20 protein-coding genes are annotated in these 20,697 nt (G+C 46.8%); 6 read left to right on the plus strand and 14 right to left on the minus strand.

Going from position 1 to position 20,697, the window contains the following annotated elements; all coding sequences use genetic code 11:
- The first annotated feature begins 1 nt into the window (after nt 1).
- On the plus strand, nt 2-574 hold the full coding sequence (locus NDI34_RS16310; protein WP_348233177.1) for a thermonuclease family protein: 573 nt from the start codon (nt 2-4) through the stop codon (nt 572-574).
- A gap of 36 nt (nt 575-610) precedes the next feature.
- On the opposite strand, the gene NDI34_RS16315 is transcribed toward NDI34_RS16310, so the two are convergent.
- Together NDI34_RS16315 and NDI34_RS16320 are read right to left on the minus strand one after the other, a co-directional pair.
- Nucleotides 611-877, minus strand: a complete 267-nt coding sequence (locus tag NDI34_RS16315) for a LapA family protein (protein WP_348233178.1) — start codon at nt 875-877, stop codon at nt 611-613.
- Nucleotides 878-951: 74 nt separating this feature from the next.
- Nucleotides 952-2,391 carry a phosphoglucomutase/phosphomannomutase family protein gene (locus NDI34_RS16320; protein ID WP_190536642.1) on the minus strand — a complete coding sequence of 480 codons (1,440 nt, stop codon included), beginning with the start codon at nt 2,389-2,391 and terminating at the stop codon, nt 952-954.
- 290 nt (nt 2,392-2,681) lie between these two features.
- Here NDI34_RS16320 and NDI34_RS16325 point away from each other — a divergent pair, with 290 nt between their 5' ends.
- The 3 genes from NDI34_RS16325 (at nt 2,682) to tsaB (ending at nt 4,707) form a co-directional block, all read left to right on the plus strand.
- On the plus strand, nt 2,682-3,239 hold the full coding sequence (locus NDI34_RS16325; protein WP_190413034.1) for an Npun_F5560 family protein: 558 nt from the start codon (nt 2,682-2,684) through the stop codon (nt 3,237-3,239).
- On the plus strand, nt 3,232-3,930 hold the full coding sequence (locus NDI34_RS16330; protein ID WP_348233179.1) for a hypothetical protein: 699 nt from the start codon (nt 3,232-3,234) through the stop codon (nt 3,928-3,930). Before NDI34_RS16325 ends, NDI34_RS16330 begins: the two co-directional genes overlap by 8 nt.
- Nucleotides 3,931-4,008: 78 nt before the next feature.
- Complete coding sequence (gene tsaB, locus NDI34_RS16335) at nt 4,009-4,707, plus strand: tRNA (adenosine(37)-N6)-threonylcarbamoyltransferase complex dimerization subunit type 1 TsaB (RefSeq protein ID WP_348233186.1); 699 nt, start codon at nt 4,009-4,011, stop codon at nt 4,705-4,707.
- Between the two features lie 95 nt (nt 4,708-4,802).
- Here the strand turns inward: tsaB and NDI34_RS16340 are convergent, their stop codons facing one another.
- From NDI34_RS16340 to NDI34_RS16380, 9 genes are all read right to left on the minus strand, one after another.
- Nucleotides 4,803-5,141 carry a hypothetical protein gene (locus tag NDI34_RS16340; RefSeq protein WP_190413031.1) on the minus strand — a complete coding sequence of 113 codons (339 nt, stop codon included), beginning with the start codon at nt 5,139-5,141 and terminating at the stop codon, nt 4,803-4,805.
- Between the two features lie 485 nt (nt 5,142-5,626).
- Nucleotides 5,627-7,183: an iron uptake porin gene (locus tag NDI34_RS16345; RefSeq protein WP_347276910.1), complete on the minus strand. Its 1,557-nt coding sequence runs from the start codon at nt 7,181-7,183 to the stop codon at nt 5,627-5,629.
- A 365-nt stretch (nt 7,184-7,548) separates the two neighbouring features.
- Nucleotides 7,549-8,694, minus strand: a complete 1,146-nt coding sequence (locus NDI34_RS16350) for an ABC transporter permease (protein WP_190413029.1) — start codon at nt 8,692-8,694, stop codon at nt 7,549-7,551.
- A 115-nt stretch (nt 8,695-8,809) separates the two neighbouring features.
- Nucleotides 8,810-9,691 (minus strand): Npun_R2479 family HD domain-containing metalloprotein, encoded by an 882-nt coding sequence (locus tag NDI34_RS16355; protein ID WP_190413028.1) that lies wholly within the window; start codon nt 9,689-9,691, stop codon nt 8,810-8,812.
- Nucleotides 9,692-10,262: 571 nt separating this feature from the next.
- Nucleotides 10,263-11,168: an alpha/beta hydrolase gene (locus NDI34_RS16360; protein ID WP_206753538.1), complete on the minus strand. Its 906-nt coding sequence runs from the start codon at nt 11,166-11,168 to the stop codon at nt 10,263-10,265.
- A gap of 121 nt (nt 11,169-11,289) precedes the next feature.
- Nucleotides 11,290-11,634, minus strand: coding sequence for a DUF1815 family protein (locus NDI34_RS16365; protein ID WP_190413027.1), 345 nt, complete (start codon nt 11,632-11,634; stop codon nt 11,290-11,292).
- 457 nt (nt 11,635-12,091) lie between these two features.
- Nucleotides 12,092-12,307: a DUF2839 domain-containing protein gene (locus NDI34_RS16370; protein ID WP_190413707.1), complete on the minus strand. Its 216-nt coding sequence runs from the start codon at nt 12,305-12,307 to the stop codon at nt 12,092-12,094.
- 123 nt (nt 12,308-12,430) lie between these two features.
- Entirely contained in the window at nt 12,431-14,059 is a 1,629-nt protein-coding gene (locus NDI34_RS16375) for an ATP-dependent DNA helicase (protein ID WP_348233180.1), read from the minus strand.
- 98 nt (nt 14,060-14,157) lie between these two features.
- On the minus strand, nt 14,158-15,738 hold the full coding sequence (locus NDI34_RS16380; protein ID WP_348233187.1) for a pentapeptide repeat-containing protein: 1,581 nt from the start codon (nt 15,736-15,738) through the stop codon (nt 14,158-14,160).
- Between the two features lie 666 nt (nt 15,739-16,404).
- Here NDI34_RS16380 and NDI34_RS16385 point away from each other — a divergent pair.
- Nucleotides 16,405-17,250 carry a prephenate/arogenate dehydrogenase gene (locus tag NDI34_RS16385; protein WP_190413025.1) on the plus strand — a complete coding sequence of 282 codons (846 nt, stop codon included), beginning with the start codon at nt 16,405-16,407 and terminating at the stop codon, nt 17,248-17,250.
- Nucleotides 17,251-17,344: 94 nt separating this feature from the next.
- Here NDI34_RS16385 and NDI34_RS16390 read toward each other — a convergent pair whose 3' ends face one another.
- Both NDI34_RS16390 and NDI34_RS16395 read right to left on the minus strand, forming a co-directional pair.
- Complete coding sequence (locus tag NDI34_RS16390) at nt 17,345-18,127, minus strand: ion transporter (RefSeq protein ID WP_190413024.1); 783 nt, start codon at nt 18,125-18,127, stop codon at nt 17,345-17,347.
- Between the two features lie 185 nt (nt 18,128-18,312).
- Nucleotides 18,313-19,338 (minus strand): sodium:calcium antiporter, encoded by a 1,026-nt coding sequence (locus NDI34_RS16395; protein WP_190413023.1) that lies wholly within the window; start codon nt 19,336-19,338, stop codon nt 18,313-18,315.
- 498 nt (nt 19,339-19,836) lie between these two features.
- Here NDI34_RS16395 and NDI34_RS16400 point away from each other — a divergent pair, with 498 nt between their 5' ends.
- On the plus strand, nt 19,837-20,331 hold the full coding sequence (locus tag NDI34_RS16400) for a DUF427 domain-containing protein (protein WP_190429582.1): 495 nt from the start codon (nt 19,837-19,839) through the stop codon (nt 20,329-20,331).
- A gap of 62 nt (nt 20,332-20,393) precedes the next feature.
- Here NDI34_RS16400 and NDI34_RS16405 read toward each other — a convergent pair whose 3' ends face one another.
- The gene (locus tag NDI34_RS16405; RefSeq protein ID WP_348233181.1) at nt 20,394-20,690 is read right to left on the minus strand and encodes a hypothetical protein; all 297 of its coding nucleotides are present in this window, start codon (nt 20,688-20,690) and stop codon (nt 20,394-20,396) included.
- Between the last annotated feature and the right edge of the window lie 7 nt (nt 20,691-20,697).

Genomic DNA, 20,697 nt, shown 5'->3' on the forward strand with positions numbered 1-20,697 from the left:
AATGACCGGCACTCGCAAACTCATCCAAAACTCTCTCATCTGGACTGGTGCAGTTATTCTTATCCTTGGCTTGGTGGGGTGTGAAGCCATTTTTGGTCCACCCACTTACTCGGTTAAACGAGTCAGCGATGGGGATACTCTCGCCGTGACGGATCGCAGTGGGAAAAATATTAACGTGCGCTTTGCTTGTGTGGATGCTCCGGAAGTTCCGCATTCCAGCAAGGAAAAGGCAAGCAAAAAAGCAGCAGATCAAAACCAATTTAAGTGGGGAATTAAAACCCAACAACGATTGCAAGAATTGGTACAACAAGGAGGCGATCGCGTTCGCTTAACTGTGACTGATACTGATAGGTATGGGCGTAAAGTTAGCGAGGTGCGCCTGCCTGATGGCACTTTTGTTCAGGAAGTGTTGGCAAAAGAGGGACTGGTACTGGTGTATCGTCAATATCTAAAAGATTGCCCTAGCGCTGCTATCGTTGAGCAAGCAGAAGCTGAGGCGAAAAAGACTCGGCGCGGCATTTGGCGTGACTCCAAATTTCTGCCGCCGTGGGAGTATCGCAGTGAGAGTAAGTAGCAAAGGCTGATAGTTAATTGCAATGGACAATAACCATCAAAAGTCTTCGTCAGCATACTCACTGGCATCTTCTGATTGAAACTGATTACTGGAAGGCGATCCCCAAACAATGGGCACGATTGCACTCCCAATCGCCCCCGCGCCAGCACTAAACGCTAGCACGACGCCTACTGGCATCCGGATCGACTGGAAAGTTAGAAATTTCACCGATACCGGCGTGATGTTTTGAATGGACAACAGAGCGATCGCTGCGACGGAACTAGCTAAAATCAGCGAGGTAAGCAGGTTGGTAAGGGCTTTCATATTGATAATGGCGACTGAGTAAGTTCCTGCTACCAAGTAGGAGCAAGAGCAATGCCCTTGCTCCTACCGATCATTTAGACTGTGACGGGTTCCAGTTTGTTAATGGTTTGTTCCATTTGCTGGGCAATTTGAGTCATTTTTTCTGGAGTATTCGTTTCCAGATAAACCCGCATTAGCGGTTCTGTTCCGGAAGGACGCAGGAGTATCCAACTGCCTTCTTCTAAGTAGAGTTTAATCCCGTCTTTGCGCCCTACTTCTTTCACTTTAATTCCTGCCACTTCTGCTGGGGGATTTTTAGTGAAATCATCGATGACAGCGGCTTTGTGGGCGTCATTTAAGTGCAAATCGAGACGTTTGTTGTACAGAGGGCCATCGGCTTCTGCGATTACTTCTTCTACTAGCTGGCTTAAAGGCTTACCTTCGTAAGCGATCGCTTCTGCCACCAGCATATCGGCTAAAATACCGTCTTTTTCGGGAATATGTCCGATAATGCTCAATCCGCCCGATTCTTCGCCGCCGATCAATACCTGCGTCTCGCGCATTTTCTCGCCGATGTATTTAAAGCCTACTGCTGTTTCGTAGATTTCCAAGCCGTACTTAGCAGCGAGGTTATCCAGCAGGTGGGTGGTGGCAACGGTGCGGACAATTGCACCAGTTTTGCCTTTGTTTTTGACTAAGTGACGCGCCAGCAGCAGCAGCACCGTGTTTGGTGTCAGCACGTTTCCTTGTTCGTCAACAATGCCGAAGCGATCGCTATCTCCATCCGTCGCCAAACCTAAATCTGCCCCGTCTTTTTTCACCGCTTCGACGAGTCCAATCAATTCCTCTCCCTTCGGTTCTGGCATTCCACCGCCAAAGAGAACATCGCGATAGGTGTGGAATGCCTCTGTATCGCAACCACAGCGCTCCAAAACAGTATCCAGGTAGCCACGAGAAGTGGAGTAGAGGGCGTCGTACTTCACCTTTAGCCCTGCGCTCTTAATTCGCTCTACATCCAGCAGGGTGTAAATAAACTGGAGATAATCTGGCTTGGGATCAAAGGTAGAAATCTTGTTGGCATTGTTGCCACTCGGCGGCTCATCCGTAGCGTCTTCAATATTTGCTACAATTGTATCCGTAATTTCCGGTGTAGCCGGACCAGCGTAATCGGGGATGTATTTGATGCCGCAATAGGGAGCTGGGTTATGACTGGCGGTGAACATCAGTGCCCCAGCAGAGTTGAGAAGCTTAGCGTTGTAAGCAATAACTGGCGTCGGGCAATCTCGATCGACAATTTTCACCGTCCACCCAGCGTCTGCCAAAACTTCGGCGGCAGTCCGGGCGAATTGGTCGGCTAAAAAACGGGTATCGTAAGCTACTAAGACGGGACGGTCTTTGGAATAGGCGTTTTCGAGATAACTCGCGATCGCCCGCGTAACTTTACACACATTGGCGAAGGTAAAGTCATCGGCGATAATCCCCCGCCATCCATCGGTACCAAATTTGATCTTGTTTGAACTGCTGGCTGCGCTCATCTTAACCACTTCCTCTTGATTCCACCTAAATACTACAAGACGCCTATCGCTTCAATCTCGCTGCCGGATGACAAATGGTTTGTATAAACTGAACGATTTGTTCGCACCGGCAGAAAATCTAGCTGAATCTGAGGATACGATAGACCCAACCCTTAATTGCAAACAAGGGTAGCAATCAGGTGTTAATTGCCGTTGCAAATGGTAAATTAGCTGCAAAAGCAATATGAGCAATCCGCTCTCGCCTCGCGCCTGCCATTAGGAAAATCATCTCAAAGGAGTCGTAAGCCATTGTGAGCCAGACAGACACGCCAAACCTACAAACGCTTCAATCTGACGCAACTCGCCTGCGCGAAGAGTTGCAGATGCGAGATCAACTGGTTCAGCAGTTGTCTCAAGAACTATTCCGGCTGGTTAAGGGCAATGCTAATTTTATGCCCAGACCGGAAGTTTCTGAGCGGCACATGGCTCAGATGAGAGCGCTGCGAGAACAACTGCAAGAGGTCGAGCAGCAGGTAACGTTCTACCAGGAACAGATTACAACCCGTGACACCGAGATTTATCAATTGCGGCAGTCTGTACAGGAATTAACCGACCGCAGCCGGATGCTAGAGCAAGTGGTGCAGGAGTTACCACAGATTTATCGCCAGAAATTTGCCGAACGCATGGCACCCGTGCGAGAAAAAGTGGCGATGCTGCAACGGGAAAACCGTCAACTCCATGCCGAGTTGCAAAGTGTCAGCTACCGTCTAGCTGTCAGAACCCGCCGCACGACGACCGGACTCGATCTGCCCAGTTTCCCGCGTACGGGTGTTCGTAATAGCCCGATTCCAACCTTTGGTCATGCGTAAAGTTCTGATTGTGGTTGATGCTGCTGATGAACTTCCGGTATCGCCCACAATAGCCGAAATTGTTTCTGCCCTCAAGCAAAGCGCGCTCAATTCCCCAGTACCGACAACGATACAAATTGTAGAGACGCGATTTATCGCCTCAGTCTGGGCGGACTTGCAAAACCAAGCAGAAATTCTTTGGTGTCCTTTAACTCTGAATTTGCCAGAAAGCTTGGAATTTCCAGCCCAATCCCTTTATCAGGCTTGCCGCGATGTGACTGGTTTACGCCAGTTGGTGGAGCAATTAGGATCGACGACGGGTGTCGGTGATTTCTGGTTGCCAATCGTTCTTACGGCAAAGGGGCCGCTCTACGGCGAGGTAATTGGTAGGGTTGAGGATGATGAAAGTAGGCGCTTAGAACCGACTTTGAAAGGTTATCGTCAGCCGGTGCATCTATCGGATATCTGGCGTCAGCCACTGTACCAACTGGGGCATCGATTGCTGCAATTTTTATCAGCGCCACCAGCTGTTTATTTATTACAGTTCGGCTTTCAAGAGCAAGGGATTTTTTTTGACCGACTTTTGCCGTTTCCAGGGGAACCAGCGATCGCTAGCATTAACGTCCAAAAGCCAGATTTATTTACCTGTCACTGGCACTGCTTGACGGGTCAAGCAATTTACGATCTCCAAATCAACGCTTTTCACGACTAAGAAGTCGCGGCTAGGCACTTGTAGGGACTCCGATTTATCGGGTTTCCCTATCTGGGCTATCGATCCCTTGAACTGGGCATAAATTCCGTGAAGCTCGATCCAACAAAATACGGCTTAGCACTACATACCAGCAGTCCTGAACTAGGTCTAGCACTCAATAACTTTTCTGGAGATTCGCGCTGCCAAACTTGGGATTTAGGGCGCGATTTATCCACTCATTTACATCATCATCTGGCTGAGTTTATTCAGCCGCAGATCTGGGCTGATTTGAAATTTATCTGTGTGGCAATAGGCCCAGGCAGCTTTACAGGGACTCGCATCGGTGTTGTTACAGCGCGGACACTGGCGCAACAGTTAGATATTCCCCTATTTTCCGTCTCTACACTGGCATCTGTGGCTTGGTCAGAAGCCGGTAAAAGTAAACAGCAAGGCAACGGAAACGGTGAAGAATCTTCACTCAGTAATGCGATCGCTGTCCAATTGCCAGCTCAACGGGGTCAATTATTTACCGCCATTTATCAGGTATTGCCATCCAGTTCCGGACTCGCTCAGATGTTATCAGATAGCGTGATGACACCGGCAGTATGGCAACAAACGCTGGACAGTTGGCATCCCTATCAGCTAATTGATATCGCTGCTGGGGCTGGGCTAGGGGCAACCGTTTCGAGTCTACTAGAACTAGCCTATCTAGATTGGCAACAGGGGAAGCGTCCCCACTGGTCAGAAGCGCTACCCTTTTATGGTCAACACCCCGTTGAGGAGAAAACATCTGGGTAGAATAAGCGGATGCGATCGCTTAAAGATATCAAACAGCCGACCTCTACAATAACTTCGACACTATCTCAAAAATTGAGATGTATCACCCCTTGGCGCTACTGTCGCATAGAAGATACATCAAAAATTCTGCTTGACATGGGAATCCGTTGATTAGTGGCTGTACTGTCCGCTACAGGGGAGCTAGAATCAGTAGCTTTATTTCCAGCTTCAGAAACAACAACTTGCTCAGCATTGGTAGAATTGACGACGGTATTACCAACGTCAGGTTTAACACTTGTATTCCACTCTGCGGTCTGTTCAGAGGAGCTTGAGTCGATAGTATCAACAATGTTAGTTTCTAAAGGAATAACCGTTTGGGCTTGAGAATTAGCCGCAATTAAAATAGAGCTTTGAGTTAAAATAAAAACTAGCAAAGAAAAAATAAATTTAGCCACTTTGACTCAACCTCCTTCAAATAAATAATTAACTTTTGCAAAAGCAAAAATAATCTGTATCTATCTGCAATTACAGATAAAAATTTTGAAATCAACCTATAAGTTTTTATGCCGTAAATGTTTTCCAGGGTAGACAAATACAGCAAAATTTACAATTTCTATTGATGTTGATTAAAGAGCGACAAATAACAATTAGAGATTCTTGTAGTTGCCACTATAATTCCTTAACCGAACCTTATGTCAATTTATAGCTTCTACTCTTCTATCTACAAGCGAGATAACACTGAAACTAAAAAAATATTAAATTAAAAAAAAGTAGACTTAGTAAAATTACGGTAAATTTGGATAAAGTTTTTGTAGCTAAATAAAGGTTTGATGAGGTGTAAACTGGCATTTTGCATCAGAATATCATCCTGAGCGACATCCAAGAACTCCTGCGATGTTGCACTTTGCTGAATGTGACAAGTGTAGATAGGGAAATTTTCCTAGAAGGAGAAGCTAGTCCGTAATATACCTACAGCGATTGGGTCGCTAGCGGGTGTATGTCCCGGTTCAAAAATAAAGACTACCCCTGGCGTGATGCTAATGTTGTCCGTTGCCTGCCAACGATAGAACGCTTCTACATGAGTGGTCGTTCCAGGTTGTCCTCCTTCTCTGCCCAAACCCGTATTGAAAAAGTCAGGGATATTATTTCCTACGGGCAAATCGCTGCTAACAATTTTTGGTGGTTGTCCAATATAAATTCCTCCCAAATTTCCTTGTCCAAATAAATCGGGAAAATTGAGATACACCATATAGTTAGTTGTTTCTACATTTCCCGATCTTCCGGGAATGTGGGAATTGGTATAACCAGCCCATCCACCTAACGAAATGCGCGGCGTAATTCGCCAGTTAATCGTGGCACCAACGGCATTAGTTTGCAGGGATGCTGAATTACCAGTCAGTGGATTAATAGCACTCAACTGGTCGTCTCCAATCCCAGTCAGCAAAGAACCATTGGGAGAGTAGTCATTAACATAATACAAAGTGATATCAAGCGGATCGGTTGGGGTAAGCGCTAGTTGGACACCTGCGGTATTGTGCCCGTCAGGTCGTCCATCGCTATGAAAAAATCCTGGAATAGTCGTTGAGTAAACCGCCTGCAAACTGGCACGTTTAGCAAATTGCCAATCAAAACCGATACCGCCACGACCAAAGCCAATATTCAGAATTGGGTTTCTTTGGGCAAAAGCAGAAATTGGACCTGTAGCAGCGCTTTCCACACGATTTGGGCCTCGGAAAGCGTAAGCCATATTTACTCCTTCTGTCCCCACGAGAACAGCAAATTTGTCGGTGAGGAGGAAACGGTAGTTTAGATCGCTCAAAATCACATCGTTATCATTAAACAATTCATAGCTCAGTAGGACATCGTTAGTTAGTCGAGGTGCAGTGGTTCCTTGACTCGCTTGGAGACCTGCTAACAGGTAACTACGTTCGTCAAATTGGGTAGTTAGATACAGCTGATTAAAATTAATTACGTTAATATTTGTACCCCGATCATCAGTCTCTTTTTTCCCATCTCTAGGAAATAAATCGGCACGATTGTTGCTACGCCCTTGAACGCCAACAATTGTCAGTCCGCTCAATTTAGTGGTTGTAGAAAATTGGGTTGCTTCTATTTCCGCAATCCGAGCTTCCAAGCTACCCACTGAACCCCGAAGACTGGCCAATTCGATTGCAAATTCTGATTGCAATCGCTGTAAGGTAGCCAAATCCTCTTGTCTGATTCCATCAGCAGTTGCTATCGGAACCAGGTTAGTAATTTGCTCCAAACAAGCATTTAACCCGGCAGCAAATTCATACCGCGTTAGGGCACGATTACCACGATAAGTACTGTCCGGATAGCCCGCGATACAGCCATAGCGTTCGATAAGCGATCGCAGTGCTTCATATGCCCAATCTGTGGGTTCCACGTCTGTCAGCTGAGAAACATTGGTCACTTGCTCCATCGAAGCTTCAGCAGCGTCTGACTCTTCTGCATTTTCCTCCTCTAGTTCCTCCACCTGTTGCAAAGTCGTGTTGTTATCAGGCTGATTATCCAAATTTGGTAAATCTGAATCTGTCTTTAGAAACGTACTAATTTCTTTGCTACCTTGAGGAGTTTTATCTACATCCGCAGAATAAGCAGTTTGAGAGACAAAGCCACTGACTAAAATCCAGCTAAATAACCCGTAGTTCAAACTTGAACAAATAATTTTTTTGAATATAATTTTCAATATCATTTGCTTCCAACTCCTATCAGATCACACGTTTCCGAGCTATATGAATAGCTCGGAAACAAACTCAACAAAAAATTTAGCAGAGTCAGTTCACAAATATGACCGACTCTGCTAAATATGTCACACAAATTCGCAAAAAACTTTTAAAATTACCGCCGCAAACTCCGGGGATCGAGGGCATCCCGCAGCCCATCGCCTAGCAAGTTAAATGCTAATACAGTGAGGATAATCAATAGCGCTGGAGGCCAGATCAACCAAGGTTGTAACACCAAAATTGATGCATTTGTTGCTAGCGATAGCATATTCCCCCAAGACGGATCTGGCTGCTGAATTCCTAGCCCAATCAAACTCAGCACTGATTCCGCGACGATAAAACCAGGAATTGCCAAAGTTGCCGAGATAATCACGTAGGTAGCAGTTTGCGGCAACACATGACGAATGATAATGTACAGCGGTTTTGCACCCATTGCGCGTGCTGCTTGCACAAATTCCCGCTCTTTAATGGACAGCACCTGTCCCCGAATCACCCGTGCTAACCCAGCCCAGCCGACGAATGAGGTAATCAGGACAATTAATAAGAATCGCTGGGCACTCGTTAGTCCTGACGGTAGCACTGCGGCAAGGGCAACCAACAGATAAAGGCTGGGAATTGTCATCAGCACTTCCACAAAGCGCATTAAGATGCTGTCGGTTGTGCCTCCGAAAAAGCCAGAAATCCCCCCAACCAACAAACCTAGGGGGAAAGATATGGCAATTCCCACTAGACCAATGCTGAGGCTGATTTTGCCTCCGTGTAGCAGACGGCTGAACTGGTCGCGCCCCTGTTCATCGGTGCCTAACACATTCAGTTTGCCTTCCCCAAGGGTGCCGAAGAGATGCCAATTAAAGGGAATACCGCTAAGAATTTCCACCTCATCAAATTTGGGTGGCAGCGGTAGGCGAAGCTGAAATAGTTGGTATTTCGGTCCCCGGACAAACAGGCGAACAGGTGAAGGTTTTTGGAAGTCTACAATCACTTTGCGATCGCCCGTCTCTAAATCTGTCGGCCCCTGAGTCGTCGGATAAACGTGCGGTCCAATAAATTGTCCCTCACGGTTGCGCCAGTAAATCTGAGTTGGTGGCAAAAGTGACGTATTTGGCTGTACATCACACAGTCCTTGAGACAGGTCATAAGAGTCACATGGACGATAAGGCGCAACAAAATCAGCTGCAATAACGCTAAGGTAAAAAATTAACAGGATTAAAGCGCCAAAACGAGCTAAGGGATTGTTTTTAAGCTTTTGCCACCAGTTCATAAAGTTAGTGCTTAGGAGTTATGAGTTAGGAGTTTTAAATTAAATCATAAGCTAGAATTTAGTATTTCCAAGCTTATTTGGATTGTTCGCTCCTAACTCCCCACTGGTTCCCTTTCTAAGCTCCAACTACTAACTGTTCTTCCAGTTGCCGTCGCTCATCTTCGGCACTTTCGTGCTCAACAACAAACACATTCGAGTAGAGGTTTGCAATGATTTGCTTACCCTGCTGAGTGAGCGACAGGTAGCGAAGCGCATCTTGAATATACGGAAATACCCCATGCCAGTAAAATTTGGGATAGTTCCGCCGCAAGTCTCCAGGATGCCGATAACCTAAGGCTTGATTGACGCCAGTTTCTTCAAACTCATAGTACAAGGCACCAATTTTCTTCAGGTAGCGGGGATCGCTCAGCTGACCAATCAAGTCAGATGCCCGAACCAAGCCTGGATAATTAACCGTATCTTGATGATCCTCTGCTTTTGGGACTGGAAAACGAGTGAGTTCAATATTGCGCTTGATCAATTCCGCATCAATCAGCTTATGACCGCCAAAGCGCTCTTCAATAAAGAGTTTGGCTCGATCGACGTGATACGGTGTCAAGCTGGCATCTGAAGATCCACGAGGCACGGAAACCATTTCTGCATCCTGCCCCGTCGCATACAGTCTTTCGTAGTCTCTATCTAGGCGACACACGCCCTTCACGTAGCCAATGTCATGGCAAACCAAGGAGAGAATGAAGTGCAACCAGTCTTCACAGGACACCCCGCCCTCGCGGATATGTCTACCGCGCAAGATTTCTTGCCCGACCAGAGCGACTAAAATCGAGTGTTCAACATTGTGATAAAGGGCGTCGCTGTTGGCAATGTTTTCCAGAGCCATACCCCCCGCCCAGGCAATAATATCTTCGTAGTCGGGCTTGTAGCCGCCGTAAGTGCGTCGGTAGCCTTCACGAATTCTTTGAACAAAAGAGTCAATTAGAATTTCTGTAGCGTTAAACATCCTTAGTTCTCGCTGATACTGAGTGCAGTGAGGGGGCGTTGCTGATTTGGGAAATAATTGAGCATGAGGCGATCGCTCTCACGGTACCCAATCATTTTGCTGGTGGCGCTACGCCATAAATCGAGTTAATCCGAGGATACAACCTTGTCCTCTGTCGAACGAAATAGATACAACCCCTACCCTTCCAGGATGCAACAAAATTTGGCGACTGGGGTTGTTAATTGTCATGGTTGCTCTGTGTTTCGCATCACAATTCGTTCTTTGACCGCCAGATGGGGGTTTGATACTGCCTTATGACTTGAGTTTGTTGAAAAATTGGAAAATGAGTCTCAACGCGATCGCCTAAAATTCTGTAGTCGAAGAAACTGGGACTATAGGGCTTTTGGGCTATTCCGGTCAATCAGCTTAGTTTCTTCTAACTTTTGCTAAATTAACATTTCCAAAACCAATAGCGCCAATTAATTTGGCGCTATCAAGCGTGTTGTTAAAGATTGTTGACATGAGCGAAGTCGCCAGTTTTAAATCTCACCACACTGGCAGCAGTTTCTTCGATAGATTTTTACCAATAGATTTAGAAGTTTTTTTTGCCACCAGTTAATATTGGGGAGCGGAAAAAGTTTAAGAGTTCTCGATTGACGGTTTGGGGAACTTCTTGCTGCATCCAGTGACCGCAGTGACTAATAAATTTTAGGTTGAAAGGAGCAGCGATTAAGCGTTCCATGCCTTCGGTGAGTTTTCGAGTCAAAAAGGCGTCTTCTTCGCTCCACAAAATCAAGGTAGGCACAGTGACGGGATCGGGCGATCGTCCCCAGTGATGCAGCCAATTTTGAGGCGACAAAGACGATCGATAGTAGTTAATTGCCGCCGCCAAAACCCCAGGCTTTGCTAGTGCTGCCTGATACACTTGGGCATCCTCGGCAGAAAACGCGCCTTTGCGAACCGCCTGTCCCCGAAACACGTTATTTACAAAATCTTTTAAATTTTGCTGAATCAGCCACTCTGGCAAACCAGGAATCTGAAACGCCAGAACGTACCAACTGCGACGCAGGTGATCCAGGTTTCCCGTCAATTCCTGCCAAAACCTGTACGGATGCGGCGCATTCAAAATGGCCAGACGATTCAGAACGTCTGGAAATTTCTGCGCTAGATGCCATGCGATCAATCCGCCCCAATCGTGACCAACAATATGTGCCCGGACATACCCTAAATTCTCAATCAGACCCCGAATATCGGCGCTAAGAGTATCCAGGTCATAACCACTGAGAGGCTTATCCGAATCGTTGTAGCCCCGCAAATCGGGAACCACCACCTTAAAATGGCGAGCCAGTGCTGGGATTTGATGCCGCCAGGAATACCAAAACTCTGGAAACCCGTGCAACAGGATAACTAGCTCTCCCTCTCCTTGGGTGACACAATGTAAGCGAATGTTGTTGGTCTCAATAAAATGGTGTTGCCATGCACAATCAAGGGCGGTCATAGACATCTCTTCCGGCATCCATCGCCAGGGGTTAGCACGTAGGTTTCTCACTTTTCAGATTAGCAGTCCTAGGAGCTTATCTGTCTAAAGAGAGTGGTGAAACCTTACTGGGCTAACTCCTTTAGCCTCGCTGGGGCACGGCAGGACGATACTCAGAAGGTTTGATTTGGTATTTAACTAGATTGGCTAGGTCTTGTAGCTGACAAATCGCTTCAGCGCCCTCTAGCTTCATTAATTCACGGTCATCCCGCATTTCTGTCCAGGTAATCCCATAATCCGATACTAAAAAGCGAATTAGATGGTTGTCACCAAGACTAACCATAAATGATGCGCTATTCATTTGGCCTCCGCAGGTATAGCAAGAAGCCAGATAGCCCCGCTGCTCTAGCACAATCGCCAGAGCTTGGAGGTTCATCACTAGATCCTGTACAAATTGACGGTGTTGCTCTGCAAGTCGTAGAAACACGGTTGTCCTCCAACCACCACACCTTAGTTTAAACCTTTTATACTTTCTTAAGATTTTGCTCCCCAGGCATGACGGTAAATTAATTGAGGAGCATAGGAAAATTTAGAACTTGACGGCTCCCTGATTTGCACCAGGTTAACTTGACTATTCAGAAAAGCCAAGTATCAACAATAACAGTTTGAATGATACTCCTGCATCCTAAACAGCAGTGCTAAAGGTTACTTCTAACTAAAGACGGACTTAGCGGTAAAGTGTTGCCAGGGGCAGAATCATCGCTGCATTTAAGGGGATCGCTCGCTAAGGATAAGAATAATCAATTAAATCTAGTCCTATGGGCGAAACTTACTTATAGAGTTAGAGACAAAGAATTTGATAGCTTTGGTTTACCTGTCGGCAAGACAAATCTATCAAATACTTTGTCTCTAAGCACTTCACCCAACCAGATTTTTAGGAAGGTCTAGTTGACGACCTGCCACCAACCAAAGGAAGGTCCGATGAAGCGGATAGTTATCCAAAAAAGGATCAGGAAACCGATACCGTACCAAGCCCCCTGACCGGAGATTTTCACAAACTGTTGTGCCTGAGTTTTAGTGATCGGCACCCAAGGAAGGATATAGGTATCTTGACCATACTTCTCTTTGAGTGCTTCTTTCCGACGCTTGGATTCACCCATAATTTTTGGTGATGCCTTTAGACATTTGTTTATCATAACGCTGGCGTGGGAGCCGCAGCTGAATGATTGATTAAATTACAAGTATTGAGACAAAGCGATGAGCTGCGAGGGGTGTGGGAGAAGCTAGCGATCGCTTGTAAACCAGTTACTGTCCAAATAGTTGATCCGAGCCAAAGGACTCAGTGCTTCCAGCACCTGAGAGCCGTAGCTGCGGTTATTTACGCGACCATCGAGGAGAGCAACGACGCCCCGACATTCTCGCACGGGGGCGATCGCTCGCTGCAATTCACTCAAAGCTACCGGCAACAGATACAAGCGAAACCAATCTTTACGCTGTTCCTTGTAATGAGCAACCCGACCCGCTACCAGAGGATTTTCTAAAGAAGGGATCGGCAATGTCGCCATCACTAGCAACTGGGGCGCAGGCAACGCCTCCTGATAATGCCGCCAAAATTCCCATCCCGTTACTAGAATGCCATTGTTTGACAAACTGGTTTTTTCCACTTGCACGCGGGAGCCAAACTCAGCCGCCATCACAGAGGCCACCTGGGCTTTTAAAGGCGTATCCTCCACCAGGATCACTGCTAGTCTTTGAATGTCGGGATTCTCTGCCAGCGACCGATCCATTGTCTCAACTAGCTTCTGGACTTCTTGAATCAGGACTCCCTGAAATTGGGGTGTATTCGGCATGGGGAGACGATCGGGGAGATATAGCTGAATCAGTTCGTTCTGCCTGTCTGGAGAAAACTTCAGACACGTTAGGTTGCCCAATCCTACCCGCTGACGATAGGCGATCGCTTCTGTCTCTAAATCCAGTGCCGCACCAATCAATACCACCGGCTCGTGGTGCCAGATTTTTTCTAAAGCAGTTGCCACCTCAACGGGGCCGCAATACAAAGAAAATTGGCCCTGACTCCGAGCAATTTCTGCCCACATGAGTTGGTCTTCTGCTTGCAACCGATGCCAAAAATTTCTCCAAGCCGGGGGTAAATTTGGCGAGGCGGGAAATTCTCCCCCTCTCCCACTCCCCTGCTCTCCAGACGGGATCGTTCTTGTTTCGACAAGATTCTGTCTGCCTTCAACTCCTATCGCATTCTCTAAGACCGCATAGAGACGCCTCAAGATGTCTTGCTCAGCAGGTGAAATCAGATAGCACTCGTAAGGATTGGCTGGATGCTGGAAGACAGCTTTTGTTAGCTGTACCCGCGCATCCCGGATTGCCTTTACCTTACGGGGAAAGGCCAGCATCAACTCTTCCCAATCGCTGGGTCGCAAGCTAGCAGTCAGTTGGTCGCGTGCCCACTCTTCCAAGTCATCGGCACCATCAAAAATAGTCGGAATGCCAAAGGGTATCCGATTTAGCCCTTTGAGGCGGTCAGCTAACCAAACCTCTGGAGAGATTAACAGCAGTCCCTGAAAGTCAGCGTCAGGCCATGCATCGCCTGCCAGGATGGCTTTTTCCCTCCCCATCCACTGTCGCATCTGAGGAATTTCCACCTCTAGCAAGCGTTGCTGAACTGATTCTGGAGCCACCAGGATGACAGATTTCGTCCATAGCAGTGCTGGTGCTAGGTAACTCAGGCGATACTTCCCCGTACCGTGCGAAGAAACTCCAGTCTGAATCAGGGCAGAACGCCCTAATCTTAAAGCCCGTGCCACCAGCCTCGCCATTGTCAGATGATGAGGCCAAGAACGATTCTCCTGCTCGCGAAGGAATGCACGTAGTGAGGAATGAACTTCTACCTCTATCACTTTAGATTTGAGACTTTAGAGTTAGGAAAGCAAAAAGTAAAAAAGATCGCTTTACATATTTTCTCTTTTTTTTCGCCTTTTGCCTGCTGACCCTTTGTTCAACTTTGCTGTAATTTTTCTAAATAATCAAATTCCTTGACAAATTCAATCAATGTACCTATCGGGGGGAGAATCAAGCTTTGCGCTTCCACCGAGTTGTTTTTCGGGAAACCGCTGGAATTAGATTGACTTTGATTCATAAACCGTTTCCCAAACACTGGGTGATGATAAACATTCAAGGTTTGATCCGTAGAATTATTTAGCACCGTCTGGGTTGGAGCCTGGAAGAAGTTTAATTTTCTTTTCAGTTCGGGCACCATTTTGCAAATATCGAGACTACCGACTTGATCGATTGTTTTATTAAGGGAGGCAGTTAATTGCTTGACCCGCTGAGCATCTTTATGCCCTAGTGATGATTGATTTTGAGATTGAAGTAGGTTCACTAGAGCGCTGATATTTTTCTGAGTTGCTACTGCATCGTTGAAGGGAAAAATAGCCACGTAAGCCAGGGGAAATAATTGATCGTTGCTATCAATTCTGAAAGTGAGAATTGTTTTTCGAGCGCTGACTTCCAAACTGGGAGGATGAGCGATCCCCGGATAATGCTTAGAGAGGTGATGATAAGTAGTGGCTAGTGCTAAATTTGCTTCTAAATCTAACGGTGCATCTACGATAATTCGGACGGTTGGCAGCGTTTCATTGAAGAACTTTTTTGATTCTTCAGTGGTAAGACGAAAAATTTCCGTGCGATCGCCATCCGGACTCAAGTCAACCCACTCGCAGGTTACTCCTTCAGTTTTCAGGCCGAAACGGGAGACTGCATACAGCTTTGCCCCAGTTAATATCGCCCCAGTCAGGTCAGCTCCAATCCAATCGGCTTTAATCAATCGAGCTTGGGTAAGGTCGGCGTGAACTAAGCTGGCATTGAGTAAATTAGCATTGCTAAGGTCTGCGCCGATTAAGTTAGCTCCGCTTAATTTTGCGCCGCTTAAGTCTGCCCAACGCAGATTTGCACCGCTTAAGTCTGCCCAACGCAGATTTGCGCCGCTTAAGTCCGCTCCGCTGAGATTTGCGCGACTGAGATTGGCTTGTCTTAGTTCTGTCTCTCGGAAATTGGCACCGCTCAAGTCGGTGCGGCTCAAGTCGGTGCCATTTAAGTTTGCCTGCTCCAAGTTGGCTCCCGTCAAAAAGGCACCCCGGAGGTTGGCTTCATTCAAACTGGCGCGACTTAGATTGGCTTCTCTAAGAGTGGCTTCACGCAAATCAGCACCGCTGAGGTTCGCTGATTTGAGATTGCATCCACTCAGATCGGCGCGAATTAGCTCGGCTCGAATCAAGACGGCTTGAATGAGCTGCGCCCCCCCCATATCCGCTCGAATCAGGTTAGCAACGTTGAAGTTTGCCTGGTTTAAGATGGCATTGCTAAGATTGGCTCCACTAAGCCTCGCGACATTAAGTTTGGCTTGAGTCAAGTTAGCGGCTTCGAGATTGGCACCGCTGAGATTCGCCACGCTTAAATTAGCGCCTGTCAAATTAGCGCCGCTGAGGTTGATGCCACTCAAGTTTGCCTCACTCAGGTCAATTGCCGCGAAGTTTCGCGCACCGGCTGCGTATCTTACTATCAGTTCATCGACATTCATTTCGAGCCACCTTGCCAGCATTCTCATTTTATGGTTAGGAGGAGGGCGCTACCAGCAAGCCTTGAGGTTCATTTGTCGTTTTGAGTGGCTGGGTGAGTTTGCAGCAGATGAACCCTGGCTTTGCTTGCGTTGAGTCGGGATTTTTCCCCGGCATCTATCTAAAGTTGTACAAAGTTGTACAAGCACTAATCTAGCGTGCCCCTCTGTAAATCTTAGAAGTAAGTTCAGTGAGGGCATCCTCAGAGTGATGAAGGATGAATGAAGAAATCTATTATGCTCCCTACCTCATCTGTTTGGAAGGGCTTTACTTTAAGAAAATAGTCGTCCAGCCATTTTGACAGAAGCCTAACGAGCGGCTGATTGGATCGTGGGGTAAGTTGGCACTGTATGCTAGAACATCATGCTAGAACATCGGTACAGTAGTCCCAGAGAGAACCCCTCTCCAGCCCTCCTTGTTTCGGGGAGACAGCTAAATTGCTCTTGTTTTCCTCATTTTGAGGAAATTTAGGAGCTTATACCATTTTAGATTTTGGATTTGAGATTTTGAACTGTAGAAGACTTGCGGTGATAGCGAAGCGCTGACTTGTCTGTTCGCGTCTGAGCCAGTAGCCATTTCCAGCAAGTTATTTGTGCCGATTTTACGGTGAAATAGTATTAGACAGAACCATGAATATTGGGATTGTAGGGTTGGGGCTAATTGGCGGCTCGCTGGGTTTGGACTTACGAGCGGCTGGCTATCAGGTTTTGGGGATCGCGCGTCGAGAGCAAACCTGTGTTGATGCGATCGCGCGAGGGGTTGTGGATGATGCGAGTGTGGATCTGGCACTCTTGGCAGCTGCCGATGTAGTTTTTGTGTGTACGCCCATTAGCGCGATCGCCCCAACCGTACAGCAGCTGATTCCTCATTTGTCTGCCAACGCCATCATCACAGACGTGGGTTCGGTCAAAAAGCCGGTGGTGGAAGCGCTAGAACCGATTTGGACGAACTTCGTGGGGGGCCACCCGATGGCGGGGACGGCAGAAAGTGGTCTGGAAGCAGCTCAGACTCAGCTATTTGCTGGGAAAGCTTATGTATTGACGCCGGTGAAGACGACTCCCCCAGCAGCCGTGAATATTGTCGAGGAAATTGCGCGATCGCTCAAAGCTAAAATCTATCAGTGCCGTCCAGAAGATCACGATCGCGCGGTGGCTTGGATTTCTCACTTGCCGGTGATGGTGAGTGCTGGTTTAATTCATGCCTGCATCAACGAAACCGATCCAGCGGTTCTAGAATTAGCGCAACAATTGGCAAGTTCTGGCTTCCGGGATACCAGCCGCGTCGGCGGAGGCAATCCAGAGTTAGGCGTGATGATGGCGCGGTACAATCGCGGGGAATTACTGCGAAGTCTTCAACAATATCGAACCGGACTCGATCAAATTATTTCTCAAATTGAGCGAGAAGACTGGAACGCATTGCAGGAGAAACTTTCTATCAACCAGCAGACACGACCGAAATTTTTAAACCTCGAATAGGGTTATTGTAAAAAGCGCGATCGCTCTACCGGACTATCGCCCATTAGGCAACGACAGCACAATCTGCCGCAAATGAGCTCGCTTTCCTTCGCTACTAGCTACCTGTTAGTTTTTCCAACTTTGCTCCGCAAATTTTGCAAAACCGAGCATCTGTATCATGGGATGATAAACCGCAAGTAGGACAAAGGGTTTCTACCTGATTAGCTGTTTTAACCAATCGCTTGATCAAGTCGCCCAATTGCCAAGGAATCAGAGCAATTCCGGTCAAAATCATTAAGACTGTCATCAAGCGACCTCCTTGTGAAATTGGTGTTACATCGCCAAATCCAACTGTTGTCATTGTGACAATAGAGAAATATACAGCATCCAAAAAAGTAGCGAATACTTGAGGATTTACTGGATGCTCAACTTGATAAATCAAGCCGGAATAAACAAATATGATTGCTAATAAAGTAAATAATATTCGAGCTGAAATCTCTCCATCTTCATTGATGGTGCGACCAAATAATCTTTTACCTTCTATAAATCGAAGAAATCGCAAAATCCTAAACCATCGAAATACCCGGATAAAGCTGATATCTACCACTCCTAATAAAAATGGCAATATTGCTACTAAATCTATAATTGAATAAACACTTAATATATGTTGAACTTTATTGTCTGCACACCATAAACGAAGCAAATATTCCCATGCAAAAAGTAGGAAAATTGCATAGTCTATAGTATTAAGATTAATTCGGACGTAATTTGGGAGTGGATAGGTTTCGATAACAAAAATTGCTGAAGACAGCAAAATCATTCCTGTAATTAGGAAGTTGAACGCTTTTCCTGTTGGTGTTTCAATGTCTTCTAAATAAAAAGCAATTTTTTGCCGCATCTAGATAAAATCACAAAACGAAAATTGGCAGCTTGATATCAAACAGGAGAAAGTCGGGTAATCGATAATCGGTAAAAATCTTTAAAGATAGAGCGATAAATCACGTTTGAATTTTGAATTAATTATTTTGAATAACTCAAAGTTTTTGTTTCTTTTTTAACAAAGCAAACCTCAGTGGTAGTTGCTCAATTCCCAAAAAACAGCAGCGAAAACCCACTTAAGTATAGGAGCAGAATTAAAAAACTCTCGAAGCTAATATTTCCAATTCCATGTGTTTCCCGCCGTAACAAGCCCAAAACTAGAATGACGGTCATCAGGATCGTCAACGCGATCGCAAAAATCTGAGGCTGTGCCAAAGCATGATAAATCGAACCCTGCCGATAAGCAAAGTCAGAGAACGCCACCAGCATCACATCGAAGCTATTTCCCCCGATAACGCCACTCACCGCAAGCGTCAGCGCCCCTCGTCGCACCGCCGCGATGGTTGTTACCAGTTCCGGTAGGGCAGTTGACAAAGCGGTAAAAAGCCCTCCTACCATCGTTTCAGAAAGACCGCTGTGCATAGAGATCGAGATTCCAGCTTCCGCCACAAAATAACCGGCACCGGCAAGCAGCCCCGCCAGCAAAGCGAACCTTAACCACAACACAGTCAATTTAGTACCCTCGGAATTATCTGCCTCCGGTTCGTCAACTTGCGTTTCCGCAGTCCGCCGAGGCCACCACATGGGCGTAGTTTGAGCCTCTGCCGCCAAACGTAAGCCAAAGATATAAGCGGCTGGGATAAGGAACGAGGCGGGATGAATTCCAAAAAAACTGACATCTGGCCCAGACATTGCCATCAGAGGAATTGCTAATAAAGCAACCAGAAGTGTTGCCTGCATCAGATTTGGCACGGAGGCAGCTGCGTGTGTCAGGTTGGCTTTCCCATAGGCAAGATCGGCAATGCTAAGAAATGCTGTTTGGGCAGCAATCCCTCCTAAAGCACTACTGATGGCAAGTTCGGCGTGACCTCCGGCAGCGGCGGTGACAGAGGTAACAATGCCTGCTAATGAGGTGCTACCGCCGAGGAACAAGGCACCCATCAGTGCTTCTCCAAGACCCGTTTCATCCGCTAGACGATCCGCTGTGCTTGCCATCATCGTTCCTACAACGGCAATCACCGCAGCAGCGATAAAAAAAACACTAATACTCAGGGTTAAGGAATCAAACACATCCACCTACTATGGTTCGGTTAATTTTTTCAATGCAAAATATTTGATTGCCCCAAGCAGAGTTTCTAAGGGGAAAATTTCTCCACCCTTTTGCAAAGGAGGGAAATTGGCTTATAGCAATGTTTTCCAGAGGGTTGCAGGATCTCCCAATCCGGAAAAGCAGACCGTATTGTGTTTAGGGATATCTCCTCTAGAGTTTTGGGTTTTTGGGTATCTAACCCGAACTGTATTGGTATATCCACCGCTTTTGTCTGCTATTTATTGTCAAAGTAAGCACCCTGAGAATGGCTACCTAAGCTTCATTATTCCTTGCACAGCTTGTCAGGTGCCTGTACTAGAAGTCAGATTCAGCAAAAATTTCTTTTGGAGCGATCGCTCTTTTTGTATGCTCCTATACACGGCTTCTCGCGTTTCTTAGCGCTCGCTACAACAATCAGCAAAGCGACAGCGCGACACATCTAAAATAGCGAGTGTGATTCTACAACAGAAGAAGCCAGCATGAAACGCGATCGCATTGCACCCGGACCCGGTCAAGAGTCAGTCTGGGATTACCCTCGTCCCCCGCGTCTTGAGGAATCATCCAAGCACATCCAGATCGTCTTCAACGGCGTCACAATTGTTGATACTCAGCGGGCAAAGCGCGTACTAGAAACCAGTCACCCGCCTGTCTACTACATTCCTCCCCTAGATATCAAAATGGAATATCTAGTGCGAACTCTTCAGGAATCGTTTTGTGAATGGAAGGGAGGCGCTTTCTACTACACAGTCGTTGTCAGTGACAAACAGGCACCGAATGCCGCTTGGGGTTATCCCAATCCCACACCAAACTTCGCCAGCATCAAGAACTATCTCGCTTTCTATCCCCAGATGATGGATGTTTGTTCGGTCGATGGAGAACAAGTGCAGCCGCAACCTGGAGGTTTCTACGGCGGTTGGATCACCAGCGATATTGTTGGCCCGTTCAAAGGTGAGCCAGGAACCTGGGGCTGGTAGTATTTTCCAGGGGTGTACACCAGATGTACAAGATGTACACCCCTACTCTGCCTAGAACTCATTTAAGAAAATCCGGTCAATCCTTGGCATTGCCGTCTCTTCCACCATCGTTCTGGCGTGCGTTCCGGGTCTTCATCTTCAAAATAGGTCGGAACCCTACTCTCCGTAAGCGGGAGGTTGTGATTATTAAGAGTGGAATCCTCTGCTGAACCGTTTTTGTCGAGGTTACACAAGAGTGGCGAATCGACAGAGGCGGCGTCAGTCTCATCCGATCGGTTCTCTATTTTTGCAGAGGTGGCATCAGGTTTATTGCCAAAACTTCTCAGATCGTAAGTAGCCGAATTGTTAGGGAATGGCATTGTTTTA

The sequence above is a fragment of the Trichocoleus sp. DQ-U1 genome (assembly GCF_039961925.1).
Lineage (GTDB): Bacteria > Cyanobacteriota > Cyanobacteriia > Cyanobacteriales > FACHB-T130 > FACHB-T130.